14 protein-coding genes and 1 pseudogene are annotated in these 16335 nt (G+C 60.4%); 9 read left to right on the top strand and 6 right to left on the bottom strand.

Features of this window, described 5'->3' with window-relative positions:
• Positions 1 to 12: 12 nt before the first annotated feature.
• The gene (locus N2597_RS22290; protein WP_183596109.1) at positions 13 to 999 is read right to left on the bottom strand and encodes an ABC transporter permease; all 987 of its coding nucleotides are present in this window, start codon (positions 997 to 999) and stop codon (positions 13 to 15) included.
• A 110-nt stretch (positions 1000 to 1109) separates the two neighbouring features.
• On the bottom strand, positions 1110 to 3029 hold the full coding sequence (locus N2597_RS22285; protein ID WP_183596246.1) for an ABC transporter substrate-binding protein: 1920 nt from the start codon (positions 3027 to 3029) through the stop codon (positions 1110 to 1112).
• A 199-nt stretch (positions 3030 to 3228) separates the two neighbouring features.
• On the opposite strand from N2597_RS22285, the gene N2597_RS22280 reads away from it, so the two are divergent.
• Both N2597_RS22280 and N2597_RS22275 read left to right on the top strand, forming a co-directional pair.
• Positions 3229 to 4236: a LacI family DNA-binding transcriptional regulator gene (locus N2597_RS22280; RefSeq protein WP_077994493.1), complete on the top strand. Its 1008-nt coding sequence runs from the start codon at positions 3229 to 3231 to the stop codon at positions 4234 to 4236.
• 19 nt (positions 4237 to 4255) lie between these two features.
• Positions 4256 to 5581, top strand: coding sequence for an alpha-L-fucosidase (locus N2597_RS22275; protein ID WP_183596107.1), 1326 nt, complete (start codon positions 4256 to 4258; stop codon positions 5579 to 5581).
• 27 nt (positions 5582 to 5608) lie between these two features.
• On the opposite strand, the gene N2597_RS22270 is transcribed toward N2597_RS22275, so the two are convergent.
• The gene (locus N2597_RS22270) at positions 5609 to 6313 is read right to left on the bottom strand and encodes a GntR family transcriptional regulator (protein ID WP_040112622.1); all 705 of its coding nucleotides are present in this window, start codon (positions 6311 to 6313) and stop codon (positions 5609 to 5611) included.
• A gap of 126 nt (positions 6314 to 6439) precedes the next feature.
• Here N2597_RS22270 and N2597_RS22265 point away from each other — a divergent pair, with 126 nt between their 5' ends.
• Complete coding sequence (locus N2597_RS22265) at positions 6440 to 7351, top strand: dihydrodipicolinate synthase family protein (RefSeq protein ID WP_183596105.1); 912 nt, start codon at positions 6440 to 6442, stop codon at positions 7349 to 7351.
• 48 nt (positions 7352 to 7399) lie between these two features.
• Here the strand turns inward: N2597_RS22265 and N2597_RS22260 are convergent, their stop codons facing one another.
• Complete coding sequence (locus N2597_RS22260) at positions 7400 to 8455, bottom strand: LacI family DNA-binding transcriptional regulator (protein ID WP_086156645.1); 1056 nt, start codon at positions 8453 to 8455, stop codon at positions 7400 to 7402.
• Positions 8456 to 8596: 141 nt separating this feature from the next.
• Here N2597_RS22260 and N2597_RS22255 point away from each other — a divergent pair, with 141 nt between their 5' ends.
• The 6 genes from N2597_RS22255 to N2597_RS22230 all read left to right on the top strand — a co-directional run bounded on the left by N2597_RS22255 (position 8597) and on the right by N2597_RS22230 (position 15367).
• Entirely contained in the window at positions 8597 to 10918 is a 2322-nt protein-coding gene (locus N2597_RS22255) for a family 78 glycoside hydrolase catalytic domain (RefSeq protein WP_183596102.1), read from the top strand.
• A 37-nt stretch (positions 10919 to 10955) separates the two neighbouring features.
• Positions 10956 to 12239, top strand: a complete 1284-nt coding sequence (locus tag N2597_RS22250) for an ABC transporter substrate-binding protein (RefSeq protein ID WP_096764463.1) — start codon at positions 10956 to 10958, stop codon at positions 12237 to 12239.
• A 66-nt stretch (positions 12240 to 12305) separates the two neighbouring features.
• Entirely contained in the window at positions 12306 to 13184 is an 879-nt protein-coding gene (locus N2597_RS22245) for a carbohydrate ABC transporter permease (RefSeq protein WP_009990302.1), read from the top strand.
• Entirely contained in the window at positions 13181 to 14008 is an 828-nt protein-coding gene (locus N2597_RS22240) for a carbohydrate ABC transporter permease (protein WP_040112617.1), read from the top strand. Before N2597_RS22245 ends, N2597_RS22240 begins: the two co-directional genes overlap by 4 nt.
• Positions 14009 to 14012: 4 nt before the next feature.
• The gene (locus N2597_RS22235) at positions 14013 to 14990 is read left to right on the top strand and encodes an ABC transporter ATP-binding protein (RefSeq protein WP_040112616.1); all 978 of its coding nucleotides are present in this window, start codon (positions 14013 to 14015) and stop codon (positions 14988 to 14990) included.
• Positions 14991 to 15118: 128 nt separating this feature from the next.
• Positions 15119 to 15367: a FitA-like ribbon-helix-helix domain-containing protein gene (locus N2597_RS22230; protein ID WP_077994474.1), complete on the top strand. Its 249-nt coding sequence runs from the start codon at positions 15119 to 15121 to the stop codon at positions 15365 to 15367.
• A gap of 156 nt (positions 15368 to 15523) precedes the next feature.
• Here the strand turns inward: N2597_RS22230 and N2597_RS22225 are convergent.
• Positions 15524 to 15803 (bottom strand): annotated as a pseudogene (locus tag N2597_RS22225) (type II toxin-antitoxin system RelE/ParE family toxin).
• A gap of 2 nt (positions 15804 to 15805) precedes the next feature.
• The gene (locus N2597_RS22220) at positions 15806 to 16045 is read right to left on the bottom strand and encodes a ribbon-helix-helix domain-containing protein (RefSeq protein WP_040113124.1); all 240 of its coding nucleotides are present in this window, start codon (positions 16043 to 16045) and stop codon (positions 15806 to 15808) included.
• Positions 16046 to 16335: the final 290 nt, after the last annotated feature.

Below are 16335 nucleotides of genomic sequence, written 5' to 3'. Positions count from 1 at the left end.
TGGTATCGTTCCTCAGCCATTGCGAATGCGTGGATCGAGCCAGGCGAGCAGCAGGTCTGAGATCAGCGTGCCGATCAGCGTCAGCATGCTCATCAGCAGGATGAAGGTGCCGGCGAGATACATGTCCTGGGCAAACAGGGCGTTGAGAAGTAGCGGCCCCGTGATCGGCAGGCTGAGGACGATGGAGACCACCACCGAGCCCGAAACGAGGTGCGGCAGCACCCAGCCGACTGTGGAGACGAAAGGATTGAGCGCCACCCGCACCGGATATTTGAGCAGCAGCCGGATTTCGCTCAGGCCCCGGGCGCGCGCCATGTCGACATAGGGCTTGTTGAGCTCGTCGAGCAGGTTGGCACGCATGATGCGGATCAGCGCCGCCGTCGCCCCGGTGCCGAGTACGACGACCGGGATCCACATATGCGAAATGAGATCCCCGAGCTTGGCCCAGCTCCAGGCAGCGTTGATATAGAGGGGCGAAAACAGCCCGCCGACGCTTTGGCCGAAATACTGCGCCGAGACAAACATCAGCACCAGCGCCAGCAGGAAGTTCGGGATGGCGAGACCGAGAAAGCCGAAGAAGGTGGCGAAGTAGTCGCCGAGCGAATATTGCCGCACGGCCGAATAGATGCCGATCGGAAAGGCAACCGACCAGACGAAGAGCAGCGTGGTGACCGAGACCACCATGGTCAGGCCCATGCGCGCCCAGATCAGCTCGCTGACCGGCTTGTTCCAATCGAGGGACTGGCCGAAATCGCCATGCAGCAGGATGCCGCTGATCCATTTCCAGTATTGCACCGCCCAGGGCTGATCGAGGCCATAGCGTTCGCGCAGTCCGGCGATGACGCTGGGATCGATGGTTTCGTTCTGCGAGGCGAGACGCGCGGTCATCGCAGTCAGGAAGTCGCCCGGTGGCAGCTGAATGATGATGAAGGTCACGACCGAGATCGCGAACATCATCGGGATCATGTAAAGCAGACGTCTGATGATGAAGCCGGCCATGTTCAAGCTCCTTCAACCGGTGATCGCCGGTCGCAATGGGTGATTGGGGCGGGGCTGTGCCTTGCTTTGGGAACGGCGCCCAGGGACGCCATTCCGCCGATCACGTGGCTTTACTGCTGGTAGTAGAAAGTCTCGGGCTTCGCCGGTCCCGGCGTCATGTAGAATGACGTGCTGGGGATGACCTTCGGAACGTTGTGCATGTTGGTCTTGACGATGCCGACACGATCCGGCTCCAGGTTCGTGCCGATCACGTAGAACTCGTCACGGGTGATCGCCAGCAGTTCTCTCATGGCGGCGAGCTGCTTTTCGAGCGTCGGCGCTTCCTGCACCTGCCGGTAAAGATCCATCTGCTTCTTGGCGGCAGCGCTTGGCTCCTGCGCGTTCGGATCCTTGGGGTTCTGGTAATAAAGGCCCCAAGCGGTGGCGAAGCTCGATTCAAATTCGTGCGGAAAATACCATTTGGGATCGAGCAGGCCGAGGAAGTCGTAGCCGCCGCCGCCGACCCATCCGAGGCCATCATTGTCGTTGTTCTGCAGGCGCGAGAAGATCAGCGAGCGTTCGGCTGGGCGCGGCTGCATGTCGATGCCGACGGTCCGCCAGTAGCGCTGGATCATCTCGAGGGCGTCGACCTGGATCGGGCTTCCGGTCAAGGCGTCGATGGCAAAAGTGATCCGCTTGCCGTCCTGGCCGAGACGAAAACCTTCGGCGTCGCGTTTGGTCAGGCCCGCCTTGTCGAGATATTGATTGGCGAGATCGACGTTATAGTCCAGATATTGCGTCGCCATCTTCTCGTCGTAGAGCGCTGATCCTTCCCGGGGTGCGGCCTGATAGGGCTTGGCCTGCCCGGCATAGATCAGCTGGTTGAGCTCCTCGCGGTTGATGGCGTGGCTGAGGCCGATGCGGAAATCCTTGTTGGAGAAGGCCGCGCGCAACGCCGGGTTCTTGTGGGTCTGGTTCAGCGTGATCAGCAGCGCGTTCGACCATGCCGGCCGGGCGATGAACAGTCCGTAGCCGCCCTTCTGCTGGTTCTGCACAATGACCGTGCGGGCGTCCGTCGTCTCGATGAAGCGGTTCTGCATGTCGATTTCGCCGCTGATCGCCTTCAGGATGATCGCCTGGGTATCCTGCATCACGTCGATGGTGATGCGATCGAAATAAGGCAGCTGATTTCCCGCGGTATCGACCTTGGCATAATAGGGATTGCGTTCGGCAACGACCTGGGTGGTGCCGTTATAGGGCGCCGTCAATACCCAGGCATCAAGCGTCGGGCGGCCGAGATCGCGCCAGCGACCGGGAAATCCGATCTTGTTGTTGAAGAGCTGGACCCAGTCTGTCGCGCCTGCCGCTTTGACCAGGGCGTCGATGCCGTCGGGATTGAAATCCTTGTGGAACTGCTTGAGGTAGTGCGCGGGTGCCGCAGCCAGAATATCGGAGCCGCGCACCGTCGCCATATTCATCAGGAACAGGCCGTTCGGCGCGGCGAATTTGAAGACCACCTTGTCGTCGCCGATCTTCTCGACCCTGACGGTCTGACCACCCGCGGTCAGCCAGTTCGGCGCAGCGGGCGTGATCTTGGTGTTGCGAAGCACGTTCTCGTTCCACCAGACCAGATCGTCGGCAGTAAAGGGTTTGCCGTCCGACCAGCGCGTGCCTTGCCGCAGAGTGAACGTATATTCTGTGGCATTCGCATTGACTTCGACGCTCTTGGCAATGTCTGGGATCACCTCGGTCCATTCCGGGTTCCAGCGGACAAGCCTAGTATAACCGATCGAACGTTCGATCTCGCTGTCCCCACCGCCGAAGGTGGCCGTGCGCCAGGTGCCGCCATAGGCGCCGACCGATTCAAGCGGCGTGAGCACCAGCGGCTCCTTGGGCAGCCGCTGGTCAACCGGCGGCAACTTGCCGGCATCGACGAGTGCCTTGAGTTCCGGCGCTTCCTGAAAACCGAGCGCGGCGCCGGCCCAGCCCGCACCGATGAGGATGGCAGCGGCAACGGTCGAGACGACCTGCCGTCGTAGAGTTCTTGTTATTGCATTTTCTCCTCCCAAGGATCTCGCCGTAGGTTATCGTTAACGTAATCTCCTCTTCTGGTTACGTTAACGTTACCGCTCAATCTTGTCAAAAAGATTCTCGGTATCGGATAATCAGCCGGAGGATCCTTGGATTTTCCCGAGGTTATGATAGTTATCGTTATCGCAAATTATCGCCCCCACTTATGAGACAGCCCCTGTGAGCCGCCCCAAAGAGCCAGAATTCAAGATAACCATTGCCGATGTCGCGCGCGCCGCAGGCGTGTCGCCGATGACCGTGTCGCGCGTGCTCAACGACCAGGGGGGAGCCAGCGCGGAAACCACCCAGCGAATTCTTTCGGCGGCGAGCCAGCTCAACTACCGACCTAATCCTTTCGCGCGCGGATTGCGGTCCGATCGCTCGAAGACCATTGGCCTTCTCGTTCCTGACATCACCAATCCGTTTTTTCCCGAAGTCATACGGGGGGCGGAGGATGCGGCGAGCGCGGCCGGCTACAATTTGCTTCTGTCCAATGTCGTCGAGAACAGCAAGCGGGAGGAAGAACTCATCGAGGCATTGCTCAGGCATAGGGTCGACGGGATCATCGTCTGCAGCCCGCGGCTGCCAGACGCCGCACTGCACAAGGCGCTGGCGCCGCACCGCGCCGTCGTGCTCATCAACCGCGAGGCTCCAAACGAGATCGCGGGAACCATCGTTACGGACTATGAGATCGGCGCATCGCGCGCCATCGACCATCTGGTAGAGCGCGGACGGCGCAAGATCGCGATCATCGCCGGGCCGCGCAGCTCGTTCGGCGGCAAGAGCCGTCTTATCGGTTTCCGCAAGACACTGGCCGCCCACGGAATTGAGGCGCAGGCGATCGTCCATTGCGACCCGACCGCGGCCGGCGGGCAGACGGCCGCCGCGCAATTGCTGGCAGAAATCCCCGGCATCGATGCCCTGATCTGCTACAACGACCTCAACGCTATCGGCGCCATGAAGGCCTGCCGGGCTGCCGGCATTTCCATTCCCGAACAAATCGCGCTGATCGGCTTCGACGACATCCCGGCGGCCGAATTGCTGTCTCCGGCGCTGACGACGCTGCGGGTGCATAAGCGGGAAATGGGCGAGGAAGCCGTGCGCCTGCTGCTCAGCCGCATCGCCACCAAGAACCGTCAGCACGGCATCGTCATCGTGCCCGAACTCATCATCCGCGAAACGACCTGAAGAACAGGAGGAGTATCCGATGGATGCCGACAATCTGCAGGCACTGGCCCTGCCCGAGGAGAAGAAGGCCTGGTTCGTTCATGACCGTTTCGGCATGTTCGTGCATTGGGGGCTCTATGCCCTGCCGGCGCGGCATGAATGGGTCAAAAGCCGCGAAGAGCTTGATGACGCCGACTATCGGAGATATTTCGATCATTTCGACCCCGATCTCTACGACCCGCGCGAATGGGTAAGACGCGCCAAAGCCGCGGGCATGAAATATGTCGTGCTGACGACCAAGCACCATGAAGGCTTCTGCCTCTGGGACACCAAGGCCACTGACTTCAAGGTGACCAACACGCCTTATGGAAAGGATCTGCTGCACCCCTTCGTCGACGCCTTCCGCGCCGAAGGCCTGAGGATCGGCTTCTACTACTCACTGATCGACTGGCATCATCCCGATTTCACCGTCGATCCGCGCCACCCGCAGCGCAATCATCCCGATGCGGCGAAAATCAACGAAGGCCGGGACATGCAGCGTTATGCCGCCTTCATGCGCGAGCAGGTGCGCGAACTGCTGACCGAGTTCGGACGGATCGACATCATGTGGTTCGACTTCAGCTACCCGCAGTGGAAGCTCGGCGAACTTGTGGGAAAGGGCCATCGGGACTGGGAAAGCGAGAAGCTCGTGCGCCTGGTGCGCGAGCTTGCCCCCGATATCATCATCAACAACCGGCTCGATCTTGCCGGCCTGCAGCCCGACATCGTCACGCCGGAGCAATATATGCCACGCGCCTGGCCGAAACGCGACGGCCGGCGCGTCGTCTGGGAAGCCTGCCAGACGCTCAGCGGTTCCTGGGGCTATCATCGCGACGAGGACACCTGGAAAAGCACGGAGCAGCTGGTGCAGATGCTGATCGGCACTGTTGCGATCGGCGGCAATCTGCTGATGAATGTCGGGCCGACGGCACGCGGCACGCTCGACCACCGTGCGATATCAGCCCTTGCCGCTTATGAGGAATGGATGGCGCTGCACGAACGCAGCATCATCGGCTGCACCCAGTCCAACTTCACCGCTCCGCCCGATTGCCGCCTGACCCAGAATGGCGACCGCCTCTACATCCACCTGTTCAACTGGCCCTATAGGCATCTGCATTTCGATGCGCTGGCGGGCAAGATCGAATATGCGCAATTCCTGCATGACGCCAGCGAGGTCACCTGGCTGCGCCGCTCCGCCAATACCCTATGGGCAAACACTCAGTTCCCCGTGGCCGAAAATGAACTGACCTTCGTGCTGCCCGTGCGCCGCCCCAAGGTCATCGAGGTCAAGCTCAAGGCAGGGAGTGCTGCTGGCCTTCAGGATTGATGCGTGCGTTCTGTCCTGATCGGTGCCTCAAGATAGGCTGATCGCCACCGGCCGGTCGAGGTCGCGGGCAATATAGTCCTGGATCTGCCGGACGATTTGGCCGGCATGAGCGATCGCCAGCCGATCGGCGCGATCGGCGTCGCCAGCCTCAATCGCGGCGATGATTTCCTCATGTTCATCGACATACTGACGCGGCAGGCGGTCGTCGAAGGTCGAATAATAAAGGCGAAGGATGCGCCGGCCTTCATCAAGGAGCCTGGCGAAGAAGGCCGTGTAATAGGGATTGCCGGCAAGCTCGGCGATCGCCACGTGAAATTCGCGGTTCGCCTCGATCATCGCATAGGCGTCGCGCGCCGCGACGGCATCAGCAAAATCCTTCTGATGCTGGCGGATCATCTTCATGATTTCGCCGTTCCGCCTCGCAGCCGCCCCGCGCGTCGTGACCCGGTACATCAGCGTCAGGGCTTCGAAATAGGTAGGCAGGCTGGGAAAATCGATCGGCGCGACGATCGTGTTCCGGTTCGGCAGGGTCGTAACCAGTCCGTCTGCGGCAAGCCGCAACAGCGCCTCGCGGATGGGGGTGCGCGACATGCCGAAACGCTCCGACAGCCGCACCTCATCGAGCGGACTGCCCGGCTCCAGCGCCATCGACAGGATTTCCCGGCGCAGCGCCGCATAGACGCTCTGCGTGCCGGAACCACGCACCCGCACATTTTCAGCCTCGTTCTGCATCCGTCCCTCCCCTTCATGAGAGCCTTGTATTGCGTTTCGATCGGTTTCTGCAACGGTCTGATAAAGCCGGTTGAGTTATGTCGACAGTTTGTATATAACGATCCTAACTTCAACGGGGTTCAAGCGATGACGACAGGATGGAAGGGCGTATTTCCCGCCGTAACGACACAGTTCAACGAAGATCTTTCCGTGGATCTGCCTGCGACCCAGCGCGTCCAGGACGCGCTCGTCAATGACGGCGTCAATGGGCTGATCGTCATGGGCACATGCGGCGAGAACAATTCGCTCGATCCCGATGAAAAGCGCACGATCCTCAAAGCCGCCGTCGAGGTCGTCAACGGCCGCGTCCCGGTTGTAACAGGCGTTTCCGAATTCGACACGCGCCGCGCTGTCGCCTATGCCCGTGACGCCGAAAAGCTCGGCGCCGACGGGCTGATGCTGCTGCCGGCCATGGTCTATGTGCCGAAGCCAGAAGAGCTGATCGCGCATTTCCGCACCGTCGCCGAAGCGACCTCGCTGCCGATCATGCTTTACAACAACCCGCCTGCCTATCGCGTCAATATCGGCGTCGACGTGCTGAAGGTGCTGGCCGACGTGCCGAATATCAAGGCCGTCAAGGAAAGCGCGCCGGATCCGCGCCGTTTCACCGACCTCATCAATGCCTTCGGGGATCGTTTCGATATTTTCGCCGGCCTCGATGACGTCGCGCTCGAGGGGCTGATGCTCGGTGCCAAGGGGTGGGTGTCGGGCCTCACCAGCGCCTTTCCGGAGGAATCCGTGCAGCTTGTCGCCGCCGCCGAGCACGGCGATTGGGAGACAGCCCGCGAGATCTACCGCTGGTTCATGCCGCTTCTGCATCTCGATGCCGAACATGACCTCGTGCAGTCGATCAAGCTCGCCGAACAGATCATGGGCCGCGGCTCCGAACGCGTCCGCATGCCCCGACTGCCGCTTTCGGGCGCACGCCGCGCCGAGGTTACCGCCATGGTCGAGAAGGCAGCGGCCACACGTCCCTCGAAACTCGGCAAGGCCGCCTGAGATTGCGAGGCCGGCAAGCGCACAGCGGCTGCCGGCCTCCCATATCTTCTAAGTGACCGGAGCGTTGGAGCGGGTCAGGCTGTTGCGGCTGACCAGCGACGGTATCTGAAAAATATGCTCGGCGCCGATGCGACCCTCTATTCTCGAAATCAATGTCCGGGTGGCGACCTGACCGAGTTCCCTGCCCGACTGATCGATGCTTGCGAGATTAACGAGGCCGAGCGCTGCTGTCGACGAATTGTCATAGCCGATGACGGCAAGATCCTCGGGCACACGCACACCCATTTCCATCGCCAGGCTCAGAAGGGTGATGGCGTCGAGATCGCTCCAGCAGAACACGGCGCGCGGCCTGTTCTTCCTTGACAGGAACTTTCGCATCGTTTCCTCCCGTTTGGGCGGCGCTATCGGAATTTTAGTGATCGGCGCAGACGATCCGGGCCCGGCGCGCTGCATTGCTCGGCGGAATCCGATCTCACGTTGGCGAACGACGGAGACCTGATGTCCCTCGCGCTCGCCGAGGCTCAGCATTTCGATATCGCGATAGCCGCAGGCAAGCAGCGCCTCCACCGCGATCTCCGCGCCCCGCTGGTCGTCCGCATTCACCGTATCGAAGGCCGTGGCGCCGGCATCGTGATAGCCGACCGCGACGATCGGTATCTGAGCTGCGAATTTTGCTATGATTTCCGAGGGCAGGCGCGGCGCAACCAGGATCAGCCCGTCCATCTTGTAGTCGATCATCGACTCGATCAGCGACGTCTCCAGCTGCACGCGCGCATCGCTGACGCCAATCATCGCCTGATAATGCGAAGGCGCCAGCACACCGTTCACGCCGGCGATCACTTCCGGCAGAAAGGGATTGCGGATGTCGATCAAAAGCACGCCGATGGTGAAACTGCGGCCGCGAAGGCCCCGCGCCGCCCGTGAGGGGCGATAGCCAAGCGCTTCAATAGCTTCGGTCACCCTCGCCCGCAGCGCCTCACTGACACCGTAAGCGTTTCGCATCACTTTGGAGACCGCAGCCACCGATACGCCTGCGTGCTTTGCCACCGTGCGGATCGTCACGCGATCGTTTCGTTGCGGTTTTTGTTTCTCTTCGATCGACATGAAATCTCTGGGATTACTCTGCAGGCCGTCACAATCGCCCGCAAAACACCATGGCAGACTGGCGACGAAATTTCTATTGCGCTTCCTAAAAAAATGTAGAACGTTATATGGAGAACGTTCTACATTATCGAGGAGGTGTTGATGAACTTTCAGCCGGCAGCCATCAGCGGCGATCGCGTTTCGCGCGCTTGGTCTGGAGACATGATCGCACCACTGTCGGACCGCGGCCAGGGAACGGCCGCAAGCTTCGTCTCCAAGACCTTCGATCACGAAGGTGCCGGCCTTCCGATCGAACTCTTCATCTCGGCGCTCGGCCTTTATCGCTGCTTCATCAACGGCACCCGCGTCGGGAACGACGTGCTGACGCCCGGCTGGACGAATTACGACGACCGCATTGCCTATCAGCGCTATGACATCTCGAAACTGTTGAAACCCGGCCGCAACCGGATAGAAATCTGGCTTGCGGACGGATGGTACCGCTCGCCCATCATGTGGGGCGCCAAGGCTATTCCCAACTGCTGGGGCGACAGGATCGGCGCCATTGCGGATTTGGTCGGCCCTAGCGGTCCCCTACTTTCCACCGATACGACCTGGCAAAGCGGTCCTCTGCCGATACTGAAGTCGGGGATTTATTTCGGCGAGATTTTCGACGCACGTCTCGAAAACGCCGCGGAAACGCATGGGGTCGAGCGATTGCCGTTCGACAAAGGACTGCTCGTCGCGCATGAGACGGCAGCGGTGCGGGAGTTACAGCCGCTCGCCCCGATCGACAGCTGGAGCGATGATGAAGGCAGGACGATCTATGACTTCGGCCAGAATGCCGGCGGCTATGTCAGGTACAGGGTCCGCGGCGCAGGCGGCGCCGAAGTGCGGGTGGAGCATGCGGAAGTCCTCGGCCCCGATCGCCATTTCGACAATCGCAACTATCGTGCGGCCGCAGCGCACACCCTCTATACGCTGCGCGGAGACGGCGACGAGACCTATGCGCCGCATTTCACCTTCCACGGCTTCCGTTATGCGCGGGTCACGATCAACGGCAATGCAAAAATCGTCGAAATCGCGTCGATCCCGATCTCGTCGGTGCCGGAACCCGCCGGTGGCTTCACTTCAGGCAATTCTCTCGTCAATCGCCTGGTGCAGAACACCATCTGGTCGCAGCGCGCCAATTTCGTCGAGGTACCCACAGATTGCCCGCAGCGCGACGAACGCCTGGGCTGGACGGGCGACGCGCAGGTCTTTGCCGCAACCGCGTGCTGGCTGAGCGACAGCCAGTCCTTCCTCAGCAAATATCTGCGCGACGTGATGGTCGACCAGCGCGAGGACGGGGCCGTATCACATTTCTCGCCGGATCCCACTCGCCTGCATCCCGCCGACTTCCCGGGCTATGCCGGCTCGACCGGCTGGGGCGACGCGATCGTCGTCATCCCCTGGGTGCTCTACACCCACTACGGCAATCGGGCCGTTCTTTCGGAATGCCTGGATCCCATGGTGCGCTGGGTCGATTTCGTCTGGTCCATTTCGGATGGTCCGATCGTGCGTCCGCCGTCGCACTGGGGTGCGCGCGGCTTCACTTTCGGCGACTGGCTGCAACCGGTCGGCGACAACAGAAAGCCGCGCCCGACGATCGCCGACGATTGTGCGGCCACCATCTACCACTTCATCTCGACAGATCTTCTGGCAAGGATCGCCGCCGTTCTCGGCGAAGAGGCGCTTGAAGAGCAGATGAAGCGGCGCGCCGGAGAAATCAGGCTGGCCTTTGCCAACGAGTTCATCACGCCGGCGGGACGGCTCGCTCACAACGACCAGACCTCCTATGCGCTCGCTTTCCTCTACGATCTGATACCGGCTGAGCACAGGCAAGCCGCACAGCAACATTTCCGCAAGGTCATCATCGATGCCGACTACAAGATCGGCACCGGCTTCATCGGCACCCCTGCCCTTTTGCCGGCGCTGACGAAGCTCGGAATGGACGATCTGGCCGAAAAGGTCTTCCTGCAGGAAGACGTGCCGGGCTGGCTCTATCAGGTCTCGAAGGGAGCGACGACGATCTGGGAGCGCTGGGATTCGATGGCGCCCGACGGTACCATCTACGAGCCAGACATGAACAGCTACAATCATTACGCCTATGGGGCGGTCTGCCAATGGCTGTTCGAATGCGTCGCCGGCATTTCGCCGAGCCCGGAAGCGCCAGGATTTGCAGAAGTGATTGTCGATCCCGCGCCGATCCCGTCGCTTTCCCCGGTTTCAGCCTATCACGATATCAGCCAGGGGCGCATAGAGGCCGGTTGGCACTGCACCGGCAGCGAGATCACCTATGTGCTGACGCTCCCGGAGGGTTGCGTCGGCCGCTTCCGGCCCGGCCGGCGGCACCAGAACCTGACGCTCAATGGGGAGCCTGTCTTCGAGGATGCGGTTCTTCCCCCGGGCACGCACCGGCTGGTCTTTTCCCTACCCGATTCCTGAGGAGCATACAGGTCACATCGTTCAGAGGAGGAACGTCATGACACATCGGATAAGGCTCATTCTCGCCGGCGCATCCACGCTTCTGGCGCTGGCAGCGGCCAACCCGTCGCATGCGGAAGTCACCCTGTCATTCCTGATCGACAACAGTCCCGATACGGTTGCAGCCGCCGAAGCACTGGTTGCCGCCTACCAGGCCAAGGCGCCTGATGTAACAATCGAAATCGAACAAAGGCCGGGCGGCGGCGAAGGTGACAACATCGTCAAGACGCGTCTAGCGACAGGCGAGATGCCAGACGTGTTCCTCTATAATTCCGGCTCGCTGCTGCAGGCGCTGAAGCCTGCTCAGACGCTTGTCGATCTCAGCGGCCTTCCCTCGCAGGCAAAGGTGGATGACGGTTTCAAATCCGTCGTCCGCGCCGGTGACAAGCTTTACGGCGTTCCCTTCGGCACAGCGATGGCGGGCGGGATTCTCTATAACAGAAAGATCTATCAGGATCTCGGCCTCTCCGTTCCGAAGACATGGGCGGACTTCATGGCGAACAACGAAAAGGTCAAGGCTGCGGGCAAGGTCGCCGTCGCGCAGACCTATCGTGACACCTGGACCTCGCAGCTCTTCGTTCTGGCCGATTATTACAATCTGCATGCCGCCGTGCCGAATTTCGCCGCCGACTATACCGCCAACAAGGCGAAATATGCCGAGACGCCGGAGGCCATGAAAGGCTTCGAGCGGTTGAAGGATGTTCACGACGCCGGCCTGATGAACGACGACTTCGGCGCGGCAAGCTATGACGACGGCCTGAAAATGGTAGCGACCGGCGAGGCGGCGCATTACCCAATGCTGAGCTTCGCAGTCGGCGTGCTCAAGCAGAACTATCCGGAAAACCTCGGGGATGTCGGTTTCTTTGCGCAGCCGAGCGACGACGCCGCTGTCAATGGCCTGACGGTGTGGATGCCACCTGCCCTCTACATTCCCGCCGCCAGCCAGCATATCGAAGAAGCGAAGAAGTTCGTCGACTTCGCCGGAGGCGTCGAGGGCTGCAAGATCATGGTCGAGACCAACACAGTTCAGGGGCCCTCGCTGGTCGATGGTTGCGATCTGCCTGCCGATGTGCCCCCTGTCGTCAAGGACATGCTCCCCTACTTCGAGACCGCGGGCAAAACGACGCCGGCGCTGGAATTCGTATCACCGGTCAAGGGACCGTCACTGGAGCAGATCACCGTCGAAGTCGGCTCCGGCATTCGCCAGCCCGTCGATGCGGCGAAACTCTATGACGACGATGTGCGCAAACAGGCCAAGCAGCTCGGTCTGCCTAACTGGTAGCGGTCTTTCGGGCCATATAACCTCGCTTCCGATGGGGCGAGGTTCCACCCGATCGAAGAGGTAGTCATGACCGAGACACGCCCCCGCTCGCGCAAATCGCCCTACCCGCTGTGGTTTTTCATTCCGGCTGCCATCATATACGGCGTGCTGTTTCTGGTTCCCACGGTCTCGTCTCTCTGGTTCAGCCTGACGCGCTGGGATCTTTCGACGGCCGAATTCATCGGGTTCGAAAATTTTCAGCAGTTCTTCTCCGAGCCGTTCCTGATCAAGGGACTGATCAACACCCTGATCTATGCCGTGACGACATCCGGGCTGAAGACGGTCTGCGGGTTGCTGCTGGCCGTGCTCCTGACCGGCAATATCTTCGCCCGCGGCTTTTTGAGAACGCTGGTCTTCTTTCCTGTCCTGGTCTCGACGATCGGAATCGGCATTACCTTCGCGGTGATGATGCATCCAACGAAGGGCATCATGAACGTCACGCTCGAGACGCTCGGCATTCCTGGGCCGGGATGGCTGACCAATCCAGCGCTCGCGCTCTTCTCCGTGGCCTTGGTCGACGTCTGGAAGGGTGTCGGTCTTGCCACGCTGATCTTCATCGCCGGTCTTGCTGCGATCAGCCCTGACTATTATGAGGCCGCCAGGATCGATGGCGCCACGCGGCTCCAGCAATTTCTCCGGATCACCCTGCCGCTCGTGCGCCCGGCCACCGTCATCGTCGTGACATTGTCGCTGATTGGCGGGCTCCGTTCATTCGACCTCATATGGGCCATGACCCGCGGGGGGCCGGGTTTCTCCTCCGATGTGATCGCCTCGGTCATCTACAAACAGTACCAAGCTGGTTTCTATGGTCTGTCGACGGCCGGAAACGTCATTCTGTTCGCGCTGATTGCCGTGATCATCCTGCCAATCACCCTGTGGTTTAACCGGCGCGAGGTCGAGGAATGAGAAGCGTCCGCCCCTATGTAACGGGCGCCATAGCCCTTGCCTTTGCGGCAGTCATCTTCGTCATGCCTTTCGTTTTTGTCGCTCTCCAGGCGGTCAAATCCAAATCCGAAGCGTCCCGCCTCGATTTCGAACTCCCTGAGCATTGGCTGTTCTGGGATAATCTCGTCGCGGTCTTCAAGGCGCGCGACTATCAGCTCGTGCTCGCCTATTTCAATTCGACGCTGATTACGGTCGTTTCCGTTACCATCCTCATCCTGCTTTCGGCGATGGTCGGTTACGTCATGCAGCGCCGCAATACCGCCTGGAACCGTGTGGCCTTTGCTGCGCTTTTCATGGGCCTGATGATGCCGCCGGCCGTTGTCCCCACAATAGGCCTCTTGCAGGATATCGGTCTCTTCAAGACCATGACAGGGATGGTCCTGATCCAGGTCGCCTATAACCTCTCCTTTTCGATATTGCTCTACCGCTCGTTCATCTCGACTATCCCGCGCGATCTCGACGAGGCGGCGCTGATCGACGGCGCCAAGCCCCGGCAGATCTTCTTCCGGGTGGTCCTGCCGCTTCTGAAGCCGGTAACGGTGACCAATATCGTCGTGCAATCGATCGCGATCTTCAACGATTTCACTAACCCTCTCTACTACTTGCCGGGCAAGGAGAATGTGACGGTGCAGCTGACGCTCTATAATTTCCAGAGCATGTATTCGAGCCAGTACAATCTCCTCTTCATGAACATTCTCCTCGTGACGATCCCGCCGCTGATCGTCTTCATCTTCTTCAACCGCCAGATCGTCGCCGGCATGACGTCAGGCGGAGTAAAAGGGTAGCAGAATGGCTGAGCTCACTCTCAAACAGGTTCGCAAGAGCTTCGGCGCCCTTGAGGTCATCAAGGGGGTCGATCTGGAGGTTGCCTCCGGCGAGTTCGTCGTTTTCGTCGGCCCGTCGGGATGCGGAAAGTCGACGCTGCTACGCATCATCGCCGGCCTGGAGGAGACGACGTCAGGCATGCTGACCATCGGCGGCAAGGACGTAACCCATGCCGAACCCTCCGAGCGCGGCATTGCCATGGTGTTCCAGAGCTATGCGCTCTACCCGCATATGACAGTCGCCGAGAATATCGGCTTCGGCCTTTCGCTCGCCCGCCGGTCGAAGGTGGAAATCGCCGCCAAAGTCGCGGCGACAGCGGAAACGCTGCAGCTCACGCATCTGCTGCAGAGAAAGCCGAAAGCGCTCTCCGGCGGCCAGCGGCAGCGCGTTGCCATCGGCCGGGCGATCATCCGCAATCCCAGGGTGTTCCTGTTCGACGAGCCGCTTTCCAATCTGGACGCGTCGCTCAGAGCCCAGATGCGCCTGGAGATCTCCGACCTCCACGCCCGGCTGAAATCGACGATGATCTATGTCACCCACGACCAGGTCGAAGCGATGACGATGGCCGACAAGATCGTCGTGCTGAACGGCGGAGCGGTCGAGCAGATCGGCAGCCCGATGGAGCTCTATCGCAATCCCGCCACCCCCTTCGTCGCCGGCTTCATCGGCAGCCCGAAGATGAACCTCTATGGTGGTGAGACGGCGCGGCGAATGAATTGCACGATCTACGGCATCCGTCCGGAACATATCCGCCTTTCGGCAGATGCCGGGCAATGGCAGGGCAGAGTCCGCCACATCGAAAGGCTCGGCGCCGATGCAATCCTCTATCTCGATGCCGCCGATCTCGGCGAAATGGTCGTGCGCACCAATGGCGAGACACCGTTTGCGCCTGGGATGACGGTCTGGGCAGATCCGATTGAGGGTGCAGAACACAGGTTCTGAAAATGGAGAAGCGAGCCATCGTCCCGCGCTGCCTTTTGGCGGCGCGCATGTTGCCCAGCGCTTTACGCCGGAATTATCTTGAATCACTGTAATCCAATTAATATGCAATCAGATCAATGGAGATGGATATGGCAAGCATGACCATCCATGGTCTGGACGATGGGCTGATACAGAGGTTGCGCATGCGCGCCGCAGCACACGGCCACTCCATGGAGGATGAAGCGAGGCATATTTTGCGCACCGCGCTTGCGTCCAGCGAGCCAGTGGCCCGCAATCTCGCAGATGCCATTCGCACCCGCTTGCTCTCGGTCGGCGTCGTCGAACTCGACATCCCGTCCCGAGAGCCAATCCGTGAGCTTCGGGACTTCACCCCGTGATCGTTCTCGATAGGAATGTTATTTCGGAGCTGCTCACCCCCGCTTCGAATGCGTCATCATCGACTGGCTCGCAACAGCATCCTTCTTTGAGGGTCGTGCCGACGCGATCTGGAGGCAGCAAATTTCCGATTCAGCGAGGACGGGGGCGCCTGCCATTCACGGCTGCTTGCGTGAGAGAGCCGCCAAGTCCTCTTTCAGCCGGAGAGACAGATTCATCCGTTCGTAAAGAATGCTGATGATGCCGAGATCACCATTCTCGAATCCCGCCAGACGTTGTGGAAGTTGTCGCCAGTCGATCCCCGCATAGGCGCTGCAAATAAGCATGCAACCCGAGAATGTAAGCGTCCGCCTGCTTTTGTCCCCATGCTTCGAAGGTATCGCGCCAAATCTTGTCTTGCGCGGCTTCGGCGCGCGGATAAAATCGATAAGCCCGCATGACTATCGGCGCTTGTTGCGGCGGATGACGTCTTCAGCCGAAACGGCGACAAACTCGCTGCCGTCGGCCCGCATCGCGGGCGCAAGCTCTTTCTGCAGCATATCCCACGCCTGCAAGTCGCGCCGGATCAGAGCACGAATGTATTCGCTGGCATTTTCATAGAGGCCCTCGTCGCCGATCTGCTGCTGGATATGATCCTGCAACTGCCCACTGACGTTCACATGAATGCTACCCGAGGCCATCGGCAATGCCTTTTCGTTCCCCTCATGGCTAGCGTAGCAAATATTGTCAATATTCATCACATTCTGCCCTCGGACAACGGAGCTGCCAGAGGCCGGGTAACAGCGTTTCAGGCACCCCGTGAGGCCGGCGTCCAGAAGGTAATGCCGGGGAAATGGCCAGAGTTCGACCGTCCGTCCGGGAACGGCGGGGATGTCAGAAAGATAGCAATACTCACGAGAGGCATGCCGATCTTTCATTGCCCCTGCGCGAGCGCTAGCCTCCCGTCTGAAAGACCGGCGGCGCTGGAACG

This window comes from Rhizobium sophoriradicis (genome assembly GCF_025200795.1).
GTDB lineage: Bacteria > Pseudomonadota > Alphaproteobacteria > Rhizobiales > Rhizobiaceae > Rhizobium > Rhizobium sophoriradicis.
This window is presented reverse-complemented; position numbering and strand designations above follow the sequence as displayed.